Raw genomic sequence first — 20,022 nt, 5'->3', positions numbered from 1 at the left:
TGACGTCCTCGCCGAGAGGAGACACAGCCATGGCACACCCGGCGCGCCACGAAGGTCCGCCACGGGAGGAACCCCGCCCCCCGGGCCCGCGACACGACGAGCCACACGGGGCGCATCCGCACGGCACCGGCGAGCCGGGCCGGACCGCACCCGAGCCGAACCAGGCGAACCCGCCGAACGCGAATGGCACCACCCCGCCCTTCCGCCTTCCACTGAACCCCGACGAGCGCGACCTGCTGCTCCAGCGGATCCTGCCCTCCCTCGACGCCGGCGTCTACGTACTCGACAGACAGGCACGCCTCGTCTACATCAACCCCCGCGGCGAGCAACTGCTCCGCCGAACCGCCGCCGACCTCGTCGGCCACGACGCCCACGACCAGCTCCATCGCACCGCCGACGGCACCCTCGCCCAACGGTCCGAATGCCGCCTGCTCCGGGCGTTCCTCGCCGGCGGCACCACCCATGCGGACAGCGAGTGGTTCGCCAGAGGCGACGGCAGCCTCCTCCCCGTCCGCTGCGTCAGCAGCGCCTACGCCATCGACGACGAACCCGCCGGCAACATCGTCGTCTTCTCCCCCCGAACCTCCGACGAGGAGCCGGACCGCTCCCACCACACCGAACTCGTCGACCTCACCGACCGCCTCGCCCTCGTCGCCGAAACCACCGTCGCTCTCACCTCGACCCTCGACATGGACGAATCCCTGCGCCGGCTCGTCCGGCTCGTCGTCCCACGCCTCGCCGACTGGGCCATCGTCGACCTCCTCGACGACAACGACGAACTACGCCGCGTAACCGTCGTCCACCACGAGAACGGCGCCATCGTCAACGTCACGGACCTCGAAGGCCCCCTGCCCCCCGTGGCCGAACACTCCCGGCAACCCCTGTCCCAGGTGCTGCTCGGAGCACCGACCATGCTCGTCGAACCCGAAACGTACGACACCCTCCCCGACTCCGGCATCGCCGCCGTGCAACGCGACCTCTTCACCTCCACCGGCATGCACTCCGCCGTCATCGCCCCCCTGCGAGGCCACCTGCACCAGGTTCTCGGCGCCCTGACAGTCGGACGGGCCGCCGACGCCCGGACGTTCGGCCCCACCGAACTCTCCCTCGTCGACGACATCGGCCGCCGCGCCGGACTCGCCGTCGACAACGCCCGCCTATACGAGCGGGAACGCCGCTCAGTCGAAACCATGCAACGCCACCTGCTCCCGCCGATGCTCGAGATCGACGACCTGCAGATGACCGCCCGCTACCTCGCCGCGCCGCACGCCTCCGAAGTCGGCGGCGACTGGTACGACCTGTTCATCCTCCCCGACGGCGTCACCGCCCTCGTCATCGGCGACGTGATCGGCCACGACCTCACCGCCGCCGCCCAGATGTCCCAGCTCCGCAACATCCTCCGCGCGTACGCCTGGGAGTACTACGGAGGGCCGCCCAGCTTCGTCGTGGACCGGCTGGACTGGGCGCTTCCCCACATCACCACCGCCACCCTGGCCACGCTGGTGTTCGCCCGCGTCGAAGGCCCCGAAGGCGGCCCCTGGCGGCTGCACTGGACCAGCGCCGGCCACCCGCCGCCCCTGCTGGTCACCGACGACGGCAAGGTCTCCTTCCTGGACGGCGGACAGGGCCTCATGCTCGGCATCGGCATGCCCACCGGACGCCCCAACGCCATCACCCCCCTCCCGCCCCGGGCCACCCTCGTCCTCTACACCGACGGCCTCATCGAGTCGCCGCACGAGCCCATCGACCGCGGGATGGCCGACCTCGCCCGCCACGCCGCCTCGCTCGCCCGCCGACCACTCGGCGTCTTCTGCGACCAGCTCATCGCGCGCGCCCGCCCGCAGGACAACGAGGACGACATCGCCCTGCTCGCGCTCCGCCTGCCCGCCCGCCATGCCCCGGGCGAACCCGAAACCGCGGCACGCGGCACCGGTCCGAACCCGCGGGCTTCCTGATCGCCGACCCACGTACGGCGCGGACGAGCGTCTCCCCCGGATCATTCCGGGCGCGTCATCGGGCGACACCGGAGCCCGCCTATGACGAGTGAGAGGAGATGCTCGCGTCGGGCCGCGTCGGCAAAGGACGCCAGGGAAGGCGAGAGCCCCAGATCCGCGACTTCCGGATCTCGAGCGCCCCGGCTGGCACAATGGCCGCGCTCCGACCACACCACCAGGGAGAACGATTGTCAGAGATCGCCCAGATCGTCACCCAGATCCGCAGCGAGCTGGCGGACGAGCTGCGCGAGCGCCTCCGGGACCACCTGCGCGCCCAGCCCACCGAATGGCTGGTCGAACAGATCCTGGCGCTCGCCCACTTCGACGACACCGCCGACCTCTCCACCACCGACCTACCCGCCGGCACGAATGCAACCGAACGACCCGACGCGCCCGCCATCCCGCGCCAGGCCCGTCACGAACGCCTCGTACGCGAGACCGAGGAGGAGCGCACCGAACGGGCCGCCCGCATCCGCCTCCTCCACCTCGACGAGGAGTCCCTCCCCCGATACCTCCAGCGCTACGCCGCGCTCAAACGCGACGTCCTGGAGGCCGCGGGCTACCTGCGCAACCCGCCCCCCAAGGGAGCCGACCTGATCCCCGCGTCCTGCCGCTCCTCTCAGGGCGAGGCGCTGCTGTGCCAGGCCAAGGACGTGCTCCACGCCCTCCTGTTCGGCGGCGAATCCGAAGGCGTACGGCTCAGGCGGGTCGAACGCGAACTCCTCACGCTCACCGTCCCCCACGCCAAGAGCCACGCCGTCGCGCCCCTGCTGGCCGCCGCCGAGATGTGCGCCGAGACCGCGTGGCGCGGCCACCGTCGCGCCATCACCGACGACCCCGCCGTCGACGTCCTCTGCCAGATCGAGTACGGCGAAGTCGCCGGCGGACTGCTCGGCAACACCCTCGTGGCCACCCTGAGACTGATCAACAACCTGGAGATCAACGAGCAGATCCTCCACGCGCGCACGGAGAGCATCGAACAGAGCACGCTGGAAGCCTGAGACCCACCGCGCACGTCCCGGCCCCCGGTGCCCCACGACCGGCGCCACCCCCTCCCACGCGCCACCCCTGGAATCAGATCCGATCCCAGGGAAGGCTCTCGTACAGCTCGCGCAGCCGCCGCACCGCCGACGGGTCCGCCTTCAGCTCCACCTCGTCCGCCCGGCCGACCGCGACCACCCCCTGGGAGTTGGAAAGGAAGACCGCGTCGTACTCCGGCAGGTCACCGACCCGGAGCACACGGCGCTCCTGGCGCACCCCCTCGCGCTCCATCGCCCGCTCCAGCAGCGCCATCGTGATGCCGCGCAGCATCGGCGCCTCCGGCCACACCACGGTCTCGCCGTCGAAGCATCCCACGTTCGTGATCGCCCCCTCCGAGATCACGCCGTCGGCCGTGGTGAGCAGCGCCTCGTCGTACCCTTCGGCCCCCACCCGCAGCCTGAGGTGCTGCTGCGGGAAGCCCCCGACATGCTTGATGTGAGGGAGGAAGCGCTGGTAGACGACCGACCGGACGCTCCGCGGCGGACCGGCCATCTCGGCCGGCGGCCGCGCCGTGGCGAACACCAGCGGACTCTCCCCCTCCAGCAGGACGTACACCCGGACACTCGCCTCGCGGACGTCGTCCCCGAGGACCGCCTCGATCGAGCCGAGCAGCCGCTCCCGCCCCAGCCCGCCGCCGAACAGCTCCCGGTTGGCCTCCTCCAGCCGGTCCAGGTGCAGGTCGAGACCGCGCACCCTCCGATCCCGCACCTGCATGGCGGTGAAGTGCCCATACCTCGCGTCCACGGCGCGGCCGACGTCGGCGCCCACGACCCGCCCCTCGATCACCGTGCGCTTGATGGCGATCATCCCCTTCCCCGCGAAGATCCGGCTCGGAAACCCCCATCACGCTAGCCCGGGCCCAGCGGCCGGCGCGCCCCGCACGGCTCGCCGCGCGCTCCAGAAAGCCCCGCAAGGCTCCTCCATCGAGGGCCGAAGGAGGAGGCTTTTTCCCGTCGCGAGCCCGCCGATTCGAGCGGCCTCCCCTTCGGGGCGGGTTTTCAGGGGGGGAGGGTGATTTTCGAACACCCCGGCGCCTTTACATTGTAGATTTATTATAGGATCTCCGGTGATGAACGTCCCAGCCGTGCCGGAATCCGGCGCTCTCGCCCGGCCCCAGGCGGATCCGTACCACGCCTACCTGGACTCCCTCCCCAGCGCCGAGTCGAAGCGGACCATGCGCGGCTGCCTCGACCGGATCGCCCGCCTCATCACCGGCGACCCCGACGCCACCGGGGCGGGCCAGCCGTGGGAGCGCCTCCGCTACGAGCACACCGTCCGCCTCCGTACGGCGATGCGCGAGCAGGACTGGTCTCCCTCCCACGTCAACAAGCACCTGGTGGCGCTGCGGCGCGTGCTCAAGGAGGCGTGGCGGCTCGGTCTGATGACCAGCGAGGACTACCAGCGCGCCGCGGACCTGCCCGCCTTCAAGCACACCCGGGTGCCCGCGGGCCGGCACGTCCCTCCCGAGGTCCTGGGCGCCGCGCTCGCCGCCTGCGACGGCGACGACTCCCCCACCGGGCTGCGCGACGGCGCCATCCTCGCCGTGCTGTACTCCACCGGCTGCCGCCGGGCGGAGCTCGCCGGGCTGACCCTGGCCGACTTCGACTCCGCCGCCCGATCGCTCCGTGTACGCGGGAAGGGCGACAAGGAGCGGTTCGCCTACCTCACCGCCCCCGCCGTCGCCCGGCTTGAGCTGTGGCTCTCGGTACGCGGCGAAGACGCGGGCCCGCTGTTCTGCGCGATCAACAAGGCGGGCCGGCTCCGCCGTACGCGGATGAGCGGGCAGGCGGTGTCCGACATCGTCGCCCGCCGCCTGTCCGACGCGGGCGCCGCCAAGCGGACCCCGCACGACTTCCGGCGCACCTTCATCGGCGAGCTGCTCGACGCCGGCGTGGACCTCGCCACCACCCAGGCGCTGGTCGGCCACGCCTCACCCGCCACGACCGCCCGCTATGACAGACGGCCGGAACGCCGCCGCAGGGAGGCGGTGGACCGACTGTCCATGCCCACCGCCAAACCGCTGCGCTGACACCGGGAGCGAGGGCCCCGGGGGGACGTCGTGTGCCGTCCCCCCGGGGCGTACCCGTGCCGGCCTATGCCTCGGCGGGCGTGACCGCGCGCTGCCAGGCGCCGTACCCGCCGAGCAGGTCCGACACCGTCGCGCGCCCGTGGTGCGTGAGCAGGCTGGCCGCGATGGCCGAGCGGGCGCCGCCCGCGCAGTAGACCACGACCGGGTGGTCGGCCGGGACCTCCGCGAGCCGCGCGGCGAGCTCGGCCAGCGGGATGTTGATCGAGTGCTCGATGGCGCCTTCGGCGACCTCCCCGGCGTTGCGCACGTCGATGAGCACGGGGGGCTCGGCCCCTCCGAGAACCTCGCTCAGCTCGGCGACGGTAACCCTGGAGGAGTGGGCGACCTCGTCGGGCGTGGCGAGGAAGACGGCCTCCGGGTCGCGCAGATGTCCGGTGACCGTGTCGAAGCCGATCCTGGCCAGCCGGGTGACGACCTCGTCCTCCCGCCCCTGCGGCGCGACCACGATGATCTCGCTGCCGGGCTTGACGACCATGCCGACCCGCTCGGCGAAGCGCCCGTCGGCGGCGACGTTGACAGAGCCCCGCAGGTGCGCGAGCGCGAACTCCTGGGCGTCCCTGGCGTCGACGACGACCGCTCCGGCGGCCCGCGCGGCCAGGAACTCCGCCGCCGCCAGCGGACGGGCGTGCGCGTCGGCGTCGAGCAGTCCCCGGTTCTTGCGGTTGAGCTCGGCGTCGAAGGCGAAGTAGCCGGGCGCGGACGGCTGCCCCTCGGTGACGATGGCCAGGAACTCGTCCTCGCTCATCGGCGCGCAGGCGTAGTTGCCCACGCGCTGCTGCCCGATCGTCGACCACCTGTCGGTGGACAGGTTCTTGCCGCAGGCCGAGCCGGCGCCGTGGGCGGGGAAGACCCGCACTGCGTCGTCGAGCGCCATCAGCTTGCGCTGGACGCTGTCGTAGAGCATCCGGCCCAGCTCGTCGGCGGTGACGCCGAACGAGGCGAGCAGGTCGGGGCGGCCCACATCGCCGATGAACAGCGCGTCGCCGGTGAGCACCCCGTACGGCACGGCGTCGCCGGCGTGCTCGTACACCAGGACGCTGATCGACTCGGGGGTGTGGCCCGGCGTTTCGAGGATCTCCAGCACGACCTCGCCCAGCTCGATGCGCTCACCTTCTGCGAGCCTGCGAATGGGGTACTCGGCATCGGCGCGGCTGCCGTAGCCGATCCAGGCGCCGGTGCGGGCGGCCAGCTCCAGGTGGCCGGCGACGAAGTCGGCGTGGAAGTGGGTGTTGATCACGCCTTCGATCCGCAGCCCCTGCGCCTCGGCGTCGGTGACGTACTCAGAGACGTCGCGCCTGGGGTCCACGACCACGGCGCGACCGGTGGTCTCGTCGCCGATCAGGTACGACGCCTGGGACAGGCAGTCCAGGTAGTACTGAGTGAAGATCATTTCATTTCCTTCCACTGTATTGCCGAATACCCCGGGGGGTATGTTCCGCGCACAACGGTGCCCTCAGCCCTGCGCCGGCTGACGGGTGAGATGGCGGCGGACCTCCGCCATGCCGAGCGCCCGGACCCGGGCGACCAGGTCATCGAGCATCGCCTCGGACAGCGCCCCGGGCTGGGCGAAGACCACGAGGCCGTCCCGGATCGCGACCAGGGTCGGGATCGAGGTGATGCGGAACGCCGTCGCCAGCTCCTGCTCGGCCTCCGTGTCCACCTTGCCGAACACGAGGTCCGGGTTGCGGGCCGCCACCGCCTCGAACACCGGCGCGAAGCGACGGCACGGCCCACACCAGGCGGCCCAGAAATCCACGAGCACGATGCCGTCGGAGGTGACCATCGTGTTCCAGTTGTCCGTGGTCAGTTCCACGGTCATGACTGCTCACTCCCTTTCGGATCGCCGCGTTGATCAGCGGCGGTCGGTCTGCGACAGCTGCGGCACGCCCGTCGCCCCGCCCCTCTGCCGCCGCCCCCGGCGCACGAAGAGCAGGTACGCGGCGACGGCCACGGCCACCAGGGCGGCGGCGGCCAGTACGGCCCGCCCCCACGCCGAGTGGAGCAGCTCCGGCGGCACCTGCCGGCTCAGCACGAAGACACCCATCACGAGCACGAACCAGCCGAACGCCTTGCGCAGCCGGTCCGCCTGGATCCGCCCGGCGAGCTGCCCGCCGATGACGCCTCCGACGACCGCGGCGGCGGTGACGTAGAGCGCGATCGGCCAATCGATGGGGACGCTTTGCAGGTATCCGGCGAGACCGGCGAACGACTTCATCGCGATGACGATCAGCGAGGTGCCGACAGCGACGCTCATGGGCAGGCCGCCGAGCAGCACCAGCGTGGGGACCACCAGGAACCCACCGCCCGCGCCGACCAGCCCGGTGACGACACCGACGACCACACCCTCGACGACCACGTGCGCGATCGGCAGGTCCGTGCGGGCGGGGTCATGTGACGGCGTCTTGCGGCCGCGGATCATCGCGATCGCAGTGGCGGCCATCATCAGCGCGAACGCGGCCATCAGCAGCGCCTCGGGCAGATGCGGCCCGAGCAGGCCGCCGCCGTAAGCGCCGGCCATGCCCGCGGCGCCGAAGATCAGCCCGGTCTTCCATCGGATCCGTCCGGCCCGGGCATGCCCGATGGCGCTGACCGCACTCGTCACGCCCACCACGAACAGGGACATGGCGATCGCCGTTTTGGCCGGGACGCCCGCGACGTAGACGAGCATCGGCACGGTGAGGATCGACCCACCGCCGCCGAACAACCCGAGCGTCAGGCCGACCACCACAGCGACGGCAAGGGTCACGATGAGCATTGCATTGCCTTTCCTCTATACCCGGGGGGGTATGCATGAGACAGACGGCCCCGCCGTACGGAACGAAGGAGAAGAGGTCAGTTCCGGGCGCGGGCGGGCCGGGCGATGCAGGCCATCGCCTCGGCGGCGTCGGCCCTGCCGCGGTTGTAGGGCAGTCGGGCGAGCAGCATGCCCATCGCGCAGGTGTCGCTCACGGCGGCGAACACCAGACCCGCACCGACGAAGGCGCCCACGTACCGCGCGCCGGGCAGCCACAGGTCGGCCACGATGGACGTCAGCACGATGCCGCCCGCGACGAGCCGCACCTGACGCTCAAGGCTCCACTTCTGCCTGCCCCGGACGACGGGCGCGCCGGAGGCGACCCAGGAGTTCATCCCGCCCGACAGCACGGCCGTGCCGGGCAGCCCGGCCTCGCAGAGCTTCTTCTGCGCCTGGGTGGCGCGGTTGCCCGACTGGCAGATCAGCAGCATCGTCCCGCCCGCGTCGGCGACGATCTGGCGCAGGTGGGCGTCGACCTGATCGAGCGGCAGGTTGATCGCGCCGTTGATGTGCGCGGTCTCGAACTCCGCAGGAGTCCGCACGTCGACGACGAGCACGTCGGAATTGGACTCGATCAGCGCACGCGCCGTGGTCACGTCGACAGTGGAGGATGCAGCGTTCGTGGTCATCGGTTACCTCGCTTTCCCTATACCCCTGGGGGTATATTCAGCACATAAAGCGGCCTGGACGGCAGCATTGAACAGCGGTAATTACCCAGGGGGGTGCGTGCGTACGGCGCCGTTTACGCCAGCGCCAAGAACAGCTTCTCGAGTTCGGCCATGCTCATCGGAGCCTGCTCGCCACGCTCCTGGGCGGCCTGGCAGTGCCGCAGGCCGGTCGCGACCAGCTTGAACCCGGCCCGGTCGAGGGCCTTGGAGACCGCGGCGAGCTGGGTCAGCACTTTCGCGCAGTCCTCCCCCGCCTCGATCATCGCGATCACACCGGCCAACTGACCGTGCGCGCGCCGCAGACGCGTCACCGCGTCGCCGACCATGGCCTGGTTCAACTCCATGCCCGTAATGTACCCCCCGGGGTATGCCGATGACAAACGCCGCCGCTCTCACATCGTCGAACGCGACCCGAAGAAGACCCGCCTCTACTTGCCGGCTGTCCGATCGGAGCCGGACTCTCCATCGAGGCTAAGTATCCACGTCACCGGCCTCTACGACGTAGATCTGTCAAGGCGCTATCGCCCAGCTCGGATGAGCACGAGCTGTGCTCAACCGAGATCTCGGGGCGTCACCATCCAAGATCAGCCCGCCGACGACAAGTGCCTAGCGAGACCATCGCATGACGATCATGTGGAACGCACTTCGGCGGTCGTTCACATGTTCCGTTCAGTCACGGGAACCGCGGCGCCGTACGATCGCATCGCTGATTTGCCGTGTCGCTTCGAGCTCGGGCGCCACCCAGCGCAGGCCGGTGTCTTCCACCTCCGCCGGCTCGGCGACTACCTGCGGCAACGGCCTCTCATCCAGATCAGACTGCCACGTTGCCGGGTCCGGCCGCTCCGGCAGGTGCCGGAACCGATTGATCTGCGTCTCGTCGCTCATGTTATGGATGACGCCCCAACCCCTCCCGAAGTTCCTCGCCGAATCATGAACTCCCCAATATCCCCACGAGATCTGCATCGAGGAGCCGCTCACTCCGGGAGAGCCGCACCCATCCACCCGTGCGGACGGCTCCGCCTCGACGTGGGCACCCGCCCGCACCTCAGCGCAGCCTGGCGGCACCCGTTCGGGAAGGCGCCGAGGACCTTCTAACGGATGGGCCGGAATGGCGTCAGGAGGAGGTCGAGGAGGCGCTTCTGGGCGTCTTCTTCGCCGTCGAGGCGCGCGAGGCCGGAGCGGGTGGCGTCGTGGACGGTCATCCGGTGATCGCACACGGCACGGAGGGTGTCCACGTCCGTGGTGAGAGCGGCGTCGGGCGGTCCGGTTGCCGACCGGCGGCCGACCTTTACCGCGTTGTCGGCGACTTCGGCGACGTAGGTGTCGGCGCCGACGCGAAATTCATAGACGCCGCGCAGTTCGGCGGCTCGTGCCGGGTCGAAGCCCGCCTTGATGCCCAGCAACAGGGAGTCGATGCCGAACACGCCTTCAGGCGGGGGTGATGCGTGGCTTCCCCATCGGCCGAGCGCGAGCAGGACGGGTTCGAGGCCGCGGCCCCATTCGGTGAGCTCGTAAAGGTGGACTCGGGCCGGTGGCCCGAGGTCGCGGCGCTGGATGACACCGTGCTCGGCAAGCTCGCGCAGCCGCTGGCTCAGCACGTTGGGACTCACGCCGGGCAGGCCGCCGAGCAGGTCGCTGAAGCGTTTGGGACCGAGCAGGAGGTCGCGAACCACCAGCAGCGCCCACCGTTCCCCGACGACGTCCAGCCCGCGGGCCACACCACACAGATCGCCATAGCTACGGCTCATGTCTCCATCTTAGGGCACCAATCCTTAATTAGGACCTCTACTTGTTTTTTAGGACTAGCCCCTTTACGTTGAGCGTCATGAGCCTCCTCGACAACGAAGGTGCAGACCTGCCGCAAGGTGACCCACGGCTGCTGGACACGCCCACGGCGCAGCACCTGCTCACCACGTCCCTTGTGACGCGCCTGGCCTACACCGGAAAAGACGGGACGCCACGGCTGATCCCGGTCAACTTCCTGTGGACCGGCGACGAACTGGTCATCGCCGCGTTCGCCGGCACCTACAAGATCCGGGACCTGCGTGCCCGCCCCGACGTCGCCACGTGCATCGACACCACCGACGCTCCCCCGCAGGTACTCATGCTTCGCGGGCAGGTCACGCTGACCGAGGTCGAGGGCGTTCTCCCCGAATACGCGACGATGCAGCGCAGGATGATGGGCGAGGAAGCCGGCGCCGCCTACATCCAGGCGATCGATCAACCCGGGCTACGCATGGTGCGCATCGCCCTGCGGCCGACCTGGGTCGGCGTGCTCGACTTCCGGCGGCGGTTCGCGGAACGGACGCCCGCCCCTGTCCTGGCCGCCTTCGGCGCCGGCCGATGACACACCACCACGACCCTGAAGGGGCCCATATGGGGAAGATCGTTGTGACGGCGTTCGTCACACTCGATGGCGTGATCCAGGCGCCTGGCCTTCAGGACGAGGACCGTGACGGCGGGTTCGAGCTTGGTGGCTGGACGGGGCCGTACGCAGATCCGATGGTCGACCGGCGGACCGCTGAGTCGGTGTTGAGCGCGGACGCGCTCCTGCTCGGCCGACGGACCTATCAACTGTTCGCCGGCTACTGGCCCGGAGCCGATCCATCGGATCCAAGAACCGCCAAGCTGAACAGCCAGCCCAAGTACGTCGTGTCACGGACCCTGCGGACGGCACAGTGGACCAACACGACGGTGCTCAGTGGGGATGATGTGGCCAAGCAGGTCCTTCGGCTGAAGGAGCGGCACAACCAGATCAGTGTCTGGGGCAGCAGCAGCCTGATCCCCGTCCTGCTACGCGAAGAACTGATCGACGAGTTCGTGCTGTTGACCTATCCCATCGTGGTCGGCGGCGGGAAGAGACTCTTCAGCGGTGACACCCCGCTCGGACTACAGCTGACCCATGCGGCGACATCGGGCTCCGGCGTGATGATGTGTAGTTACCGCCGCGCAGAACCTGCCCCGGTCCCCGAACGGAGAACCGCATAGAGGTACCCGTCCGTGCGTCGGAGCCCGGACCGAAGCCGGGAGGCCGACGGCTCGCCCCGGCTCCTGCGGCCGCACGGAAGGAGAGGGCCGGGCCGTCACCGCGGGTCGTCGGCGCCGATCCGATAGAGGACGTGCCGGCGCAGCGGGCTGTCCTGCGCGAGGGCCGGGTGGTCGAAATCGCCGTCCGGGTCGTGTCGCATCCCGATGCGTTCCATCACCCGGCGGGAGCGGGTGTTCACGACGGCGGTGAACGAGGTGATCTCCCGCAGGCCGACCGTCTCGAAGCCGTGGTCGAGGGCGGCGCGCGCCGCCTCGCTCGCGTAGCCGTGGCCCCAGGCGGAGCGGGCCAGCCGCCAGCCGACCTCCACGCAGGGCGTGAAATGCGCGGTGAACCGCGGTACGGACAGGCCGGTGAAGCCGATGAACTCCCCCGACAGCTCGACGGCCCACAGGCCGAAGCCGCGCTCCTCGAACTCCGCCTCCAGGCGGTCGGCGAGCGCGTCGCTCCGCTCCCTCGTCAGGGTGGACGGGAAGTACTCCATCACCTCGGGGTCCGCGTTCAACGCCGCGAACGGCTCACGGTCTGACTCCCGCCAGCGCCGCAGCACCAGCCGCTCGGTCTCGATCACCTGTTCACCGTACCGGCGGCCGCGCCCCCTGGCGCCGGACGGCGACCCGAGAGGCACGTGAGCACCGGACGGGCCGGCCTGTGGGACGGCCGGGGGCGCGGAGCCGAGACCCTGGAGCGCCGTGTGAACCCTCCGCGGGAGTGGGGCGTCACACAGGTGCGTTCTCTCTTCCAAGACGAAGGGCCGCTCCATGTGATGGGGGGCGGCCCTTCGCCGTTCCAGCCCGCTGAGCCCGACCCGGATCAGGCCGGCGGCCCGGTCGTTCCCCCTCCGCCCGCAGCAGGGCGACTCGGGGGCTCACGCCGCGGGAACGCGCTCCACCGACCGGCCTCCACTTCTCATACGAAAAATCCCGACAAAACGGATATAGCATCACATAACGAACCGACTGTGGGGAGGCTGTGAATCCGGGGAGCCGGAATGACCACGGCCGGTCGTCCTATAGGCTTAGTACTGCCGATGTGGATGTGTCCCCCGGGCCGCAATTACCGCCTTCACGGAATACCGTTCGGCTGGAGCCGTGTTGTGCCTCTCGCCGAGGAGGCGACCACCACATCGGCTTAAACGTGGAAAACCCCCGCGAGACCCGCTCTCGCGGGGGTTTTCGCTACCCAAAACGACGATCAGGCCAAGCCGTACCGAACCTTGGGACGCGACGCGCACGGCGGTCACACCCCGCGCGGGCTTAGGGTTGATCGCGTCGTCGCCCACGCAGGCAGGACCGGCGGAGATCCGAAGGAGTACCCGTGCTCTACCGCATCGCCAAGATTGTCACCGCGCCCACCGTGCGGCTGCTGTGGCGCCCGGTGATCGAGGGCAGGGAGCACGTGCCCGAGACCGGACCCGCGATCCTCGCGTCCAACCACCTGTCCATCCTCGACTCGTTCTTCCTCCCGGCGCTGCTGCCGCGAAAGGTGACGTTCGTCGCCAAGAACGAGTACTTCACCGGCAACCCGGTGACGGCGATGTTCATGCGCACCACGGGCAACCTGGCCATCGACCGGGAGAGCGCCGGCGCCGCGCAGGCCATGCTGGACGCCGCCGCGCAGGTGCTCAAGGAGGGCGAGCTCTTCGGCATCTATCCCGAGGGCACCCGCTCCCCCGACGGCCGTCTCTACAAGGGCAAGATCGGCGTGGCCTGGCTCGCGCTCACCACCGGCGCCCCGGTCATCCCGGTCGCCATGAAGGGCCTCGACCGCGTGCTGCCCCCGGGGGCCACCGTGCCACGGCTCACCCGCATCGGGGTACGGCTCGGCGCCCCGATCGTCTACACCGGCGACCCGGGCAGCGCCCGCGATCGGCGCCGGGTCACCGACGAGATCATGGCCGGCGTCCGCGACCTGTCCGGCCAGGAGTACGTCAACAAATACGCGGCCAGCGTCAAAAACTCTTCTTGACCGAGTCATGTATGGCGATTTGACCGCGATAGGCTCTGTGCCGGTTTCGAGGCTGGGAGGCGGCGCATGCCCCGAGGACGTACGATCGCGATCTCAACCGCCGTCGCGGTGGTTTTGGCCGGGGGCGCGGCGGGCGGCGCCTACTACGTCCTGCACACCAGGGGCACCCCGCAGGAGACCGCGCGGCGGTTCGCCGACGCCTGGTCCCGGGGCGACCTGACCGCGATGAAGGCGGAGCTGACCGCGCAGGCGCCCGGCTTCGACGCGGCCTACGCCGAGCTCACCAAGAACCTCGGCGCGACCGCGGTCGCCGTCGCCCTCGGCGCGGTCACCCCGTCCGGAGACGACCGGGCCACCGCCGCGTACCGCGCGACGGCCACGCTGAAGGACGTCGGCGAGTGGGCCTACGACGGGACGATCGACCTCGTGGTCAAAGACCACTACTGGAAGGTCGCCTGGACCCCGCGCGCCGCGCATCCCGAGCTGACCGGCACGAACCATCTGTCCCTCAAGACGACCTGGCCGGCCCGAGGCAAGATCACCGACGTGGCCGGGAACCGGATCGACGGCGGCGACGTGGGCGGGTCGGTCGCGCAGCTCGTCGGCTACCTCGACAAGGCGGCGGCCAAGGACGTCAAGGCCCTGGGCTCGGCGTACAAGACCGGCGACGCCATCGGACGCGGCGGCCTGCAGGAGGCGTTCCAGCGGCGGCTGGCCGGCACGCCGACCACCGAGATCCGGGGCGGCGACAAGACGCTGAAGACGATCAAGGGCGCACCGGGGCACGACATCACGACCAGCCTCGACCTGCGGGTCCAGCGCGCGGCCGCCGACGCCGTACGCGACGTGAAGAAGCCCACCTCGCTCGTCGCCGTACGGCCGTCCAGCGGCGAGATCCTCGCGGTCGTCAACAACGTGGGCGGCTTCAACCGGGCGCTGGACGGCCGCTACCCGCCCGGCTCCACGTTCAAGACCATCACCGCCGCCGCCCTGCTGGCGGAGGGCCTGACCCCGTCGGCGCGGGTCACCTGCCCCGAGACCGCCAGCGTCGGCGGCCTGAAGATCCGCAACTCCGACCACGAGGCGTTCGGCGCGTTGTCGTTCCTCGACTCTTACGCGCACTCGTGCAACACGACCTTCGCCCCGCTGGCGGCGGCCAAGCTCGGCGCGCAGAAGCTCTACGACATCGCCTCCGACCTCGGCTTCAACCAGCCGCTCAACATCGGCGTCCCCGTCACCAAGGCGAGCATGCCCAAGGCGAGCAGTGACGCGGAGCTGGCCGCGGAGGCCTTCGGCCAGGCCCGGATCACCGCGAGCCCGCTGGTCGTCGCGACGGTCGCCGCCGCGGTGGCGGACGGCACCTGGCGTCCGCCGACCCTGGTGCCCGACCTCAAGCAGAAGGTCACGCCGAAGAAGCTGCCGGACGGCGTCGCCGAGCAGTTGCGCTCGATGATGAAGGCCGTCGTGAGCAAGGGCACGGCACGCTCAGCGGGCCTCCCCGCCGGTACGGCGGGCAAGACCGGGACGGCCGAGTTCGGCACCGGCGAGAAGCTGGACTCCCACGCCTGGTTCATGGGCTACCGCGGCGACGTGGCCTTCGCCGTCGTCGTCGAGGGCGGGGGCGGCGGCGGGAAGGTCGCCGCGCCGATCGCCGCCGCCTTCCTCAAGGGCCTCGGCTAACCGGGGAGCGTTCGCCGCAGGTCCCGGCCTCCGCGGAGATCTCTGTAGGCTTTGCCGCTGAATGTGCGAAATATGACGGTACGCGGTTGGATGGCGTGGTGAACGACCTCACTCCGGGAGACCCCCCTCACATCGGCGCATATCGCCTGCTCGGGCGCCTGGGCGCGGGCGGCATGGGCACGGTCTACCTCGGCGAGTCCCCGGACGGCCAACGGGTCGCCATCAAGGTGATCAACCCCGAGTTCAGCCGGCACGAGCAGTTCAGGATGCGCTTCCGCCGCGAGGCCGACGCCGCGTCCCGGGTCCGCCGGTTCTGCACCGCCGCGGTGATCGAGGCCGCGCTCGACGGCGACCAGCTCTACGTCGTCACCGAGTTCGTCCCCGGCCCCAATCTGGAGGAGGCCGTACAGTCGTCCGGGCCGCTGCGCGGCTCCAGCCTGGACGCCCTCGCCGTGGGCGTGGCGACCGCGCTGGCGGCCATCCACGGCGCCGGGGTGATCCACCGCGATCTCAAGCCGTCGAACGTGCTGCTCTCCCCCGTCGGCCCGCGCGTGATCGACTTCGGCATCGCCCGCGCCCGCGACACGCTCGGCGGGATCACCGGCACGGGCGAGCTGATCGGCACCCCGCGCTACATGTCCCCCGAGGTGCTGCGCGGCGAGCCGATCACCCCGGCCTGCGACGTCTTCTCCTGGGGCTGCCTCGTCGCCTTCGCCGCCACCGGCCGGGCGCCGTTCCACGGCGAGACCCTCCACGCCGTGCTGTACCAGGTGCTCAACAACGAGCCGGAGCTCGACGGGCTGGAGCCGGCGCTGCGCGACCTGGTCGCCCACGCGCTGGCGAAGGACCCCGGGTGGCGGCCGACCTCGCAGCAGCTCCTCGACCAGATGGTGGGCCGGGCCGCCGCGCCGGAGCAGACCGCGCACTCGGTGCAGACGACCTGGCAGCAGACCGCGACCGTCCCCGCCGCGCCGCAACACACGACCGCGTACACGGCGCAGGCGCCGTGGCCCTCCACGCCGGACGGGCGGGCGCCGTCCTGGTCCCCGCCGGCCGCGCTCGGGGCGGAGGCCCCGACCGGCCCGCGGCCCGGCGCCGACGTCACGCGGCCGTCCTCCTCGGCCCACCGCACCCGGCTGATGATCGGCGCGGGCGCCGCCGCGCTCGTCGTCGCGGCCGGCGTCACCCTGTACGCGGTGCTTGCCCCCGGCGGACCGCCGACCGACCTGCAGCTGCTCTACCAGGACGACTTCAGCCGGAGCGGCACCGGCTGGGGCAGCACCTACACCGGTGAGAAGTACCACCGGCAGGGCTACGCGCCGGGCGGCTTCTACGCCTTGGACCCCTACGGCGAAGACCAGAGCGACCTGTGGGAGAACGCCCCGATCCCCTTCACCGCCGAGCCGCAGAGCCCCTCGCCCGATGAGACGCCGACGCCGACCGTCCCCGATGACTACCTGCTGGGCGTGGAGACCACGGTCAGGGGTGTGACGGGCGGCACCGGCGAGTACGGCCTGTACTGCCGGCAGGATCCGCAGGGAAGCAAGGTCACCCGGTATGAGTTCCTCCTCGACACCGCCGGGCAGGCGCGGATCAGGAAGGTCGTGGAGGACGCGGGCGGTGACCTGACCGCCCGGGCGCAGACGGACGCGAAGGTCGCGGACGACGCCGGCGGCGACCAGTCCCCGGCGAACGGGACGGACGCGGCGAAGCAGGGCGAGCCGACCAGCCTCCAGGCCAGGTGCCGGACGACCCAGGAGGGCGTCGAGCTGACCATGTGGGTCAACGGGTCCCGGGCCGCGTCGGTGGTCGACGCCCGGCCACTGCCGAGGGGCCTGGTCGGCATCATGGCCCGGGTCGGCGAGAAGAGCGCGGCGACGCTCAAGGTGGGCTTCGATAACTTCACCATGCGCGGGTCACCCGAGGCCGCACGCTGACCTCACGGCCGAACCCGGCTCCGGAGGGAACCGGTCAGGCCACGGGCGTGACGGGTCCGGCGTTCGGCGAGGCGGCGGGCGTGCCGGGCGGCTCAGGCGGGAAAGGCGGCGGCGTCGTTGTGCAACGCCATGATGAGCAAGGTGGCGATCAAAGTGGCGATCAGCAACCAGCTCACCACGATGATGATCGTCGACCGCCGCGGCATGCCTCGCCGTCGCACGTGGTCATCACGCCGGCGTCCCCGCTGCCGGCGCTCGACCCGCTCGTTGAACGAATCAAGCCGGGCGGCGAGCCGCGGATCCTCATCGGTGAGGTGCTGTTCGATCAACGCCAGCATCCGCTCTTCATCCTGCGACCAGGCCATAGTGGCGCACCTCCCGGTAATGCAAGGTGTGTGCGGACGTTCTGCCCAACGATGAAGATCGTTAGCCGTTTCCTGGTCGGGTATTTGCGATCCGTTGGCGTCGCGGGCGGCGCGTGTCAACGGCACCAGAGAAGAAGTAACTCCGCGTAACTTTTGCGGCCGGAAGTGCCCGTTGAACCTGATTGCAGCGTCTTGTGCCGCCCATCCGATCACCGACCGATCGTGATGTTCGCCGGACACGGGAGCCCGCGGACCGGCGCCCCGAGTTGCGAACCGCCTCGAAACCTTGTTCTAATCGAGTCATGCGCTGGGACAACCTGCGGCTGGACGACACCGGCCAGGGCGAGCCTGCCGTGCCGCTGTTCGCCCGTGGCGCGGTGGCCAGGACGTTCGACACCCCGGAGTTCCGCGGCATCACGTTCTACGAGGTCCACGCCCGCTCGATCGTCAACCGGGTGCCCGGGGCGAGCCAGGTGCCGTTCGAGTGGACCATCAACCCCTACCGGGGGTGCAGCCACGCGTGCGTCTACTGCTTCGCCCGCCGGTCGCACGAGTACCTCGACCTGGACGCCGGCCACGACTTCGACTCGAAGATCGTGGTGAAGGTCAACGCGCCCGACCTGGTCCGCAAGGAACTGGCCGCGCCCCGGTGGCGCGGCCAGTCCATCGCGATGGGGACCAACGTCGACTGCTACCAGCGGGCCGAGGGGCGATACGCGCTGATGCCCGGCATCATCACCGCACTCAGGGACGCCGCCAACCCCTTCTCCATCCTCACCAAGGGGTCGCTGATCCTGCGCGACCTCGACCTGCTCGCCGAGGCCGCCGAGGTGACCGAGGTGAGCACGGCCGTGTCGGCCGGCTTCCTCGACAGGGACGTGTGGCGCTCGGTCGAGCCGGGGACGCCCGCGCCGCGCAAGCGGCTGGAGGTCTGCGCCACGCTCAACGGCCGCGGCGTTCCGTGTGGCGTACTGATGGCCCCGATCCTCCCTTACCTCACCGACGCGCCGAGCGCGCTGGACGCGGCCGTACGCGAGATCGCGGCGGCCGGGGCGACCCACGTCGCGCCGATCGTGCTGCACCTGCGCCCCGGCGCCCGGGAGTGGTTCCTCGCCTGGCTCTCCCGCGAGCACCCGCGTCTCGTCCCGCGCTACCAGGAGCTGTACGGCAGGGGCGCCTACGCTCCGAAGGCGTACCAGGAGCGGATCGGGCGCGAGGTGGCCGAGCTGGCGCGGCGATACGGCGTGGGGCGCTCCACCGGCCGGGCGGCGCGCACGGTCCGCCGGCCGCCGCCTCCCGCGGCGCCGGAGCAGCTTTCCCTGCTCTGACCTCCCCGGTCATGAGCCGGCCCCTGGGCACCGGCCCTGAACGGTCCGGCCCCGCCGCATCGCCTCACGCGGCCCGCGTGACGTGATGCGTCCCCCCGGACGACCTTTCGATGGGATCCTGTCCGCGACCGTCCGCGCTCCCGCTTTCCGGTGCGGTGTCGAGGCACCGGGGCGAGGGCCGCACCGGTGGTCTCGGCGACGCGGCGGGAAGGCTTGGGCATGGAGCAGCTGGTACGGGCGCACACACGACTGGCGGCCGTGCCGTACGTGCCGGAGATCCGGCTGCACCTCGCGCCGGCCGAGGAGCAGGACACGGTGTTCGGGCTCTGGGAGCGCACCGGCGACCTGCCGTACTGGGCGTACGCGTGGGCGGGCGGCCAGGCGCTGGCCCGCCACGTGCTCGACCACCCGGAACTGGTGCGGGGCCGCACCGTGCTGGACCTCGCCTCGGGGTCGGGCCTGGTCGCCGTCGCCGCAGCCGTGGCGGGCGCGGCGGCGGTGGTCGCCAACGACATCGATCCGCACGCCGCGGCGGCGATCGCGCTCAACGCCCGCGCCAACGGGGCGGCCGTGACCGTCCGCCGGGGAGACATCCTCGCGACGACGCCGAGGGAGGACGTGGTGCTGGTCGGCGACGCCTTCTACGACGCGGCACTCGCCGAGCGGGTGACGCCCTTCCTGCTCCGGGCACGGCCCGCCCCGGACGATCAGGCTCCGGACCGGGATACGGCGGGCACGGGTGCGGCGAGGGAGACCCCGGACGGGCGCGAGGCGGCGGGGCGGACCGTGTTGGTGGGCGCCCCGGAACGCGCCTGCTCCTACCTGCCGCGGCGCCTCTTTCGGCCGGTCGGCGTCCACCTGGTCCCCGCCGTCCTGGAAGACGTTCCGTACAAGCGCACGACCATCTGGCATCTAATGTGACGCAGATCACTACAACGCTATTACGTCCTTCTTCGTCCTAGTAAATAGGGGTAAACATTGATATAGGACGGGGACTTATTTTGTCTTTTACGGGGCTATTGCGGCGGTCTGCGGTCAAATTGCGTTCAGCACGCGACAAAAGTCGCGCTCGGCGCGCGGAGCCACGAAACGCCCATGAGGTACGCATCCTC

Annotated in this window: 20 protein-coding genes; 10 read left to right on the top strand and 10 right to left on the bottom strand. The window is 70.7% G+C overall.

The window, feature by feature from the left end:
- Window positions 1-29 precede the first annotated feature (29 nt).
- Both AWQ71_RS16110 and AWQ71_RS16105 read left to right on the top strand, forming a co-directional pair.
- Window positions 30-1,955: a SpoIIE family protein phosphatase gene (locus AWQ71_RS16110; protein WP_067133698.1), complete on the top strand. Its 1,926-nt coding sequence runs from the start codon at window positions 30-32 to the stop codon at window positions 1,953-1,955.
- A gap of 227 nt (window positions 1,956-2,182) precedes the next feature.
- Window positions 2,183-2,995, top strand: a complete 813-nt coding sequence (locus tag AWQ71_RS16105; protein WP_067133694.1) for a hypothetical protein — start codon at window positions 2,183-2,185, stop codon at window positions 2,993-2,995.
- Between the two features lie 73 nt (window positions 2,996-3,068).
- Here AWQ71_RS16105 and AWQ71_RS16100 read toward each other — a convergent pair whose 3' ends face one another.
- Window positions 3,069-3,842, bottom strand: coding sequence for an aminotransferase class IV (locus AWQ71_RS16100; protein ID WP_067133692.1), 774 nt, complete (start codon window positions 3,840-3,842; stop codon window positions 3,069-3,071).
- Window positions 3,843-4,104: 262 nt separating this feature from the next.
- Here AWQ71_RS16100 and AWQ71_RS16095 point away from each other — a divergent pair, with 262 nt between their 5' ends.
- Window positions 4,105-5,064 carry a tyrosine-type recombinase/integrase gene (locus AWQ71_RS16095; protein WP_067133689.1) on the top strand — a complete coding sequence of 320 codons (960 nt, stop codon included), beginning with the start codon at window positions 4,105-4,107 and terminating at the stop codon, window positions 5,062-5,064.
- A gap of 64 nt (window positions 5,065-5,128) precedes the next feature.
- Here the strand turns inward: AWQ71_RS16095 and AWQ71_RS16090 are convergent, their stop codons facing one another.
- The 7 genes from AWQ71_RS16090 to AWQ71_RS16060 all read right to left on the bottom strand — a co-directional run bounded on the left by AWQ71_RS16090 (window position 5,129) and on the right by AWQ71_RS16060 (window position 10,334).
- On the bottom strand, window positions 5,129-6,514 hold the full coding sequence (locus AWQ71_RS16090; RefSeq protein ID WP_067133687.1) for an MBL fold metallo-hydrolase: 1,386 nt from the start codon (window positions 6,512-6,514) through the stop codon (window positions 5,129-5,131).
- Between the two features lie 63 nt (window positions 6,515-6,577).
- Window positions 6,578-6,943, bottom strand: a complete 366-nt coding sequence (trxA, locus tag AWQ71_RS16085; protein WP_067133684.1) for a thioredoxin — start codon at window positions 6,941-6,943, stop codon at window positions 6,578-6,580.
- A 33-nt stretch (window positions 6,944-6,976) separates the two neighbouring features.
- Window positions 6,977-7,879, bottom strand: coding sequence for a sulfite exporter TauE/SafE family protein (locus AWQ71_RS16080; protein WP_067133681.1), 903 nt, complete (start codon window positions 7,877-7,879; stop codon window positions 6,977-6,979).
- 77 nt (window positions 7,880-7,956) lie between these two features.
- Entirely contained in the window at window positions 7,957-8,547 is a 591-nt protein-coding gene (locus AWQ71_RS16075) for a rhodanese-like domain-containing protein (protein WP_067133678.1), read from the bottom strand.
- A 113-nt stretch (window positions 8,548-8,660) separates the two neighbouring features.
- Window positions 8,661-8,930: a metal-sensitive transcriptional regulator gene (locus tag AWQ71_RS16070; protein WP_067133675.1), complete on the bottom strand. Its 270-nt coding sequence runs from the start codon at window positions 8,928-8,930 to the stop codon at window positions 8,661-8,663.
- 325 nt (window positions 8,931-9,255) lie between these two features.
- Window positions 9,256-9,471 (bottom strand): hypothetical protein, encoded by a 216-nt coding sequence (locus AWQ71_RS16065; protein WP_067133672.1) that lies wholly within the window; start codon window positions 9,469-9,471, stop codon window positions 9,256-9,258.
- A gap of 206 nt (window positions 9,472-9,677) precedes the next feature.
- On the bottom strand, window positions 9,678-10,334 hold the full coding sequence (locus AWQ71_RS16060; protein ID WP_067133669.1) for a winged helix-turn-helix transcriptional regulator: 657 nt from the start codon (window positions 10,332-10,334) through the stop codon (window positions 9,678-9,680).
- A gap of 77 nt (window positions 10,335-10,411) precedes the next feature.
- On the opposite strand from AWQ71_RS16060, the gene AWQ71_RS16055 reads away from it, so the two are divergent.
- Window positions 10,412-10,933: a pyridoxamine 5'-phosphate oxidase family protein gene (locus AWQ71_RS16055; protein WP_067133666.1), complete on the top strand. Its 522-nt coding sequence runs from the start codon at window positions 10,412-10,414 to the stop codon at window positions 10,931-10,933.
- Window positions 10,934-10,962: 29 nt separating this feature from the next.
- The gene (locus tag AWQ71_RS16050; protein ID WP_084258931.1) at window positions 10,963-11,574 is read left to right on the top strand and encodes a dihydrofolate reductase family protein; all 612 of its coding nucleotides are present in this window, start codon (window positions 10,963-10,965) and stop codon (window positions 11,572-11,574) included.
- Between the two features lie 95 nt (window positions 11,575-11,669).
- On the opposite strand, the gene AWQ71_RS16045 is transcribed toward AWQ71_RS16050, so the two are convergent.
- Complete coding sequence (locus tag AWQ71_RS16045) at window positions 11,670-12,203, bottom strand: GNAT family N-acetyltransferase (protein WP_245658310.1); 534 nt, start codon at window positions 12,201-12,203, stop codon at window positions 11,670-11,672.
- Between the two features lie 746 nt (window positions 12,204-12,949).
- Here AWQ71_RS16045 and AWQ71_RS16040 point away from each other — a divergent pair.
- From AWQ71_RS16040 to AWQ71_RS16030, 3 genes are all read left to right on the top strand, one after another.
- Window positions 12,950-13,600 (top strand): lysophospholipid acyltransferase family protein, encoded by a 651-nt coding sequence (locus AWQ71_RS16040; protein ID WP_067133660.1) that lies wholly within the window; start codon window positions 12,950-12,952, stop codon window positions 13,598-13,600.
- 66 nt (window positions 13,601-13,666) lie between these two features.
- Window positions 13,667-15,280, top strand: coding sequence for a penicillin-binding transpeptidase domain-containing protein (locus tag AWQ71_RS16035; protein WP_067133657.1), 1,614 nt, complete (start codon window positions 13,667-13,669; stop codon window positions 15,278-15,280).
- Between the two features lie 98 nt (window positions 15,281-15,378).
- Complete coding sequence (locus tag AWQ71_RS16030; protein ID WP_245658309.1) at window positions 15,379-17,217, top strand: serine/threonine-protein kinase; 1,839 nt, start codon at window positions 15,379-15,381, stop codon at window positions 17,215-17,217.
- A 92-nt stretch (window positions 17,218-17,309) separates the two neighbouring features.
- Here AWQ71_RS16030 and AWQ71_RS16025 read toward each other — a convergent pair whose 3' ends face one another.
- The gene (locus tag AWQ71_RS16025; protein ID WP_067133652.1) at window positions 17,310-17,582 is read right to left on the bottom strand and encodes a DUF3040 domain-containing protein; all 273 of its coding nucleotides are present in this window, start codon (window positions 17,580-17,582) and stop codon (window positions 17,310-17,312) included.
- Between the two features lie 302 nt (window positions 17,583-17,884).
- Here AWQ71_RS16025 and AWQ71_RS16020 point away from each other — a divergent pair, with 302 nt between their 5' ends.
- Window positions 17,885-18,910, top strand: a complete 1,026-nt coding sequence (locus tag AWQ71_RS16020) for an Rv2578c family radical SAM protein (RefSeq protein ID WP_067133649.1) — start codon at window positions 17,885-17,887, stop codon at window positions 18,908-18,910.
- Window positions 18,911-19,129: 219 nt separating this feature from the next.
- Entirely contained in the window at window positions 19,130-19,831 is a 702-nt protein-coding gene (locus AWQ71_RS16015; protein ID WP_067133645.1) for a class I SAM-dependent methyltransferase, read from the top strand.
- Window positions 19,832-20,022: the final 191 nt, after the last annotated feature.

This window comes from Microtetraspora malaysiensis, from assembly GCF_001528665.1.
GTDB classification, from domain to species: Bacteria; Actinomycetota; Actinomycetes; order Streptosporangiales; family Streptosporangiaceae; genus Microtetraspora_A; species Microtetraspora_A malaysiensis.
This window is presented reverse-complemented; position numbering and strand designations above follow the sequence as displayed.

Excerpts from the sequence above, each read along its gene's own strand:
- AWQ71_RS16110 (WP_067133698.1), top strand. The coding sequence starts at position 30 with ATGGCACACCCGGCGCGCCACGAAGGTCCGCCACGGGAGGAACCCCGC.
- AWQ71_RS16100 (WP_067133692.1), bottom strand. The coding sequence starts at position 3,842 with ATGATCGCCATCAAGCGCACGGTGATCGAGGGGCGGGTCGTGGGCGCC.
- AWQ71_RS16095 (WP_067133689.1), top strand. The coding sequence starts at position 4,105 with ATGAACGTCCCAGCCGTGCCGGAATCCGGCGCTCTCGCCCGGCCCCAG.
- AWQ71_RS16090 (WP_067133687.1), bottom strand. The coding sequence starts at position 6,514 with ATGATCTTCACTCAGTACTACCTGGACTGCCTGTCCCAGGCGTCGTAC.
- trxA (WP_067133684.1), bottom strand. The coding sequence starts at position 6,943 with ATGACCGTGGAACTGACCACGGACAACTGGAACACGATGGTCACCTCC.
- AWQ71_RS16080 (WP_067133681.1), bottom strand. The coding sequence starts at position 7,879 with ATGCTCATCGTGACCCTTGCCGTCGCTGTGGTGGTCGGCCTGACGCTC.
- AWQ71_RS16075 (WP_067133678.1), bottom strand. The coding sequence starts at position 8,547 with ATGACCACGAACGCTGCATCCTCCACTGTCGACGTGACCACGGCGCGT.
- AWQ71_RS16070 (WP_067133675.1), bottom strand. The coding sequence starts at position 8,930 with ATGGAGTTGAACCAGGCCATGGTCGGCGACGCGGTGACGCGTCTGCGG.
- AWQ71_RS16065 (WP_067133672.1), bottom strand. The coding sequence starts at position 9,471 with ATGAGCGACGAGACGCAGATCAATCGGTTCCGGCACCTGCCGGAGCGG.
- AWQ71_RS16060 (WP_067133669.1), bottom strand. The coding sequence starts at position 10,334 with ATGAGCCGTAGCTATGGCGATCTGTGTGGTGTGGCCCGCGGGCTGGAC.
- AWQ71_RS16055 (WP_067133666.1), top strand. The coding sequence starts at position 10,412 with ATGAGCCTCCTCGACAACGAAGGTGCAGACCTGCCGCAAGGTGACCCA.
- AWQ71_RS16050 (WP_084258931.1), top strand. The coding sequence starts at position 10,963 with ATGGGGAAGATCGTTGTGACGGCGTTCGTCACACTCGATGGCGTGATC.
- AWQ71_RS16035 (WP_067133657.1), top strand. The coding sequence starts at position 13,667 with ATGCCCCGAGGACGTACGATCGCGATCTCAACCGCCGTCGCGGTGGTT.
- AWQ71_RS16025 (WP_067133652.1), bottom strand. The coding sequence starts at position 17,582 with ATGGCCTGGTCGCAGGATGAAGAGCGGATGCTGGCGTTGATCGAACAG.
- AWQ71_RS16020 (WP_067133649.1), top strand. The coding sequence starts at position 17,885 with ATGCGCTGGGACAACCTGCGGCTGGACGACACCGGCCAGGGCGAGCCT.
- AWQ71_RS16015 (WP_067133645.1), top strand. The coding sequence starts at position 19,130 with ATGGAGCAGCTGGTACGGGCGCACACACGACTGGCGGCCGTGCCGTAC.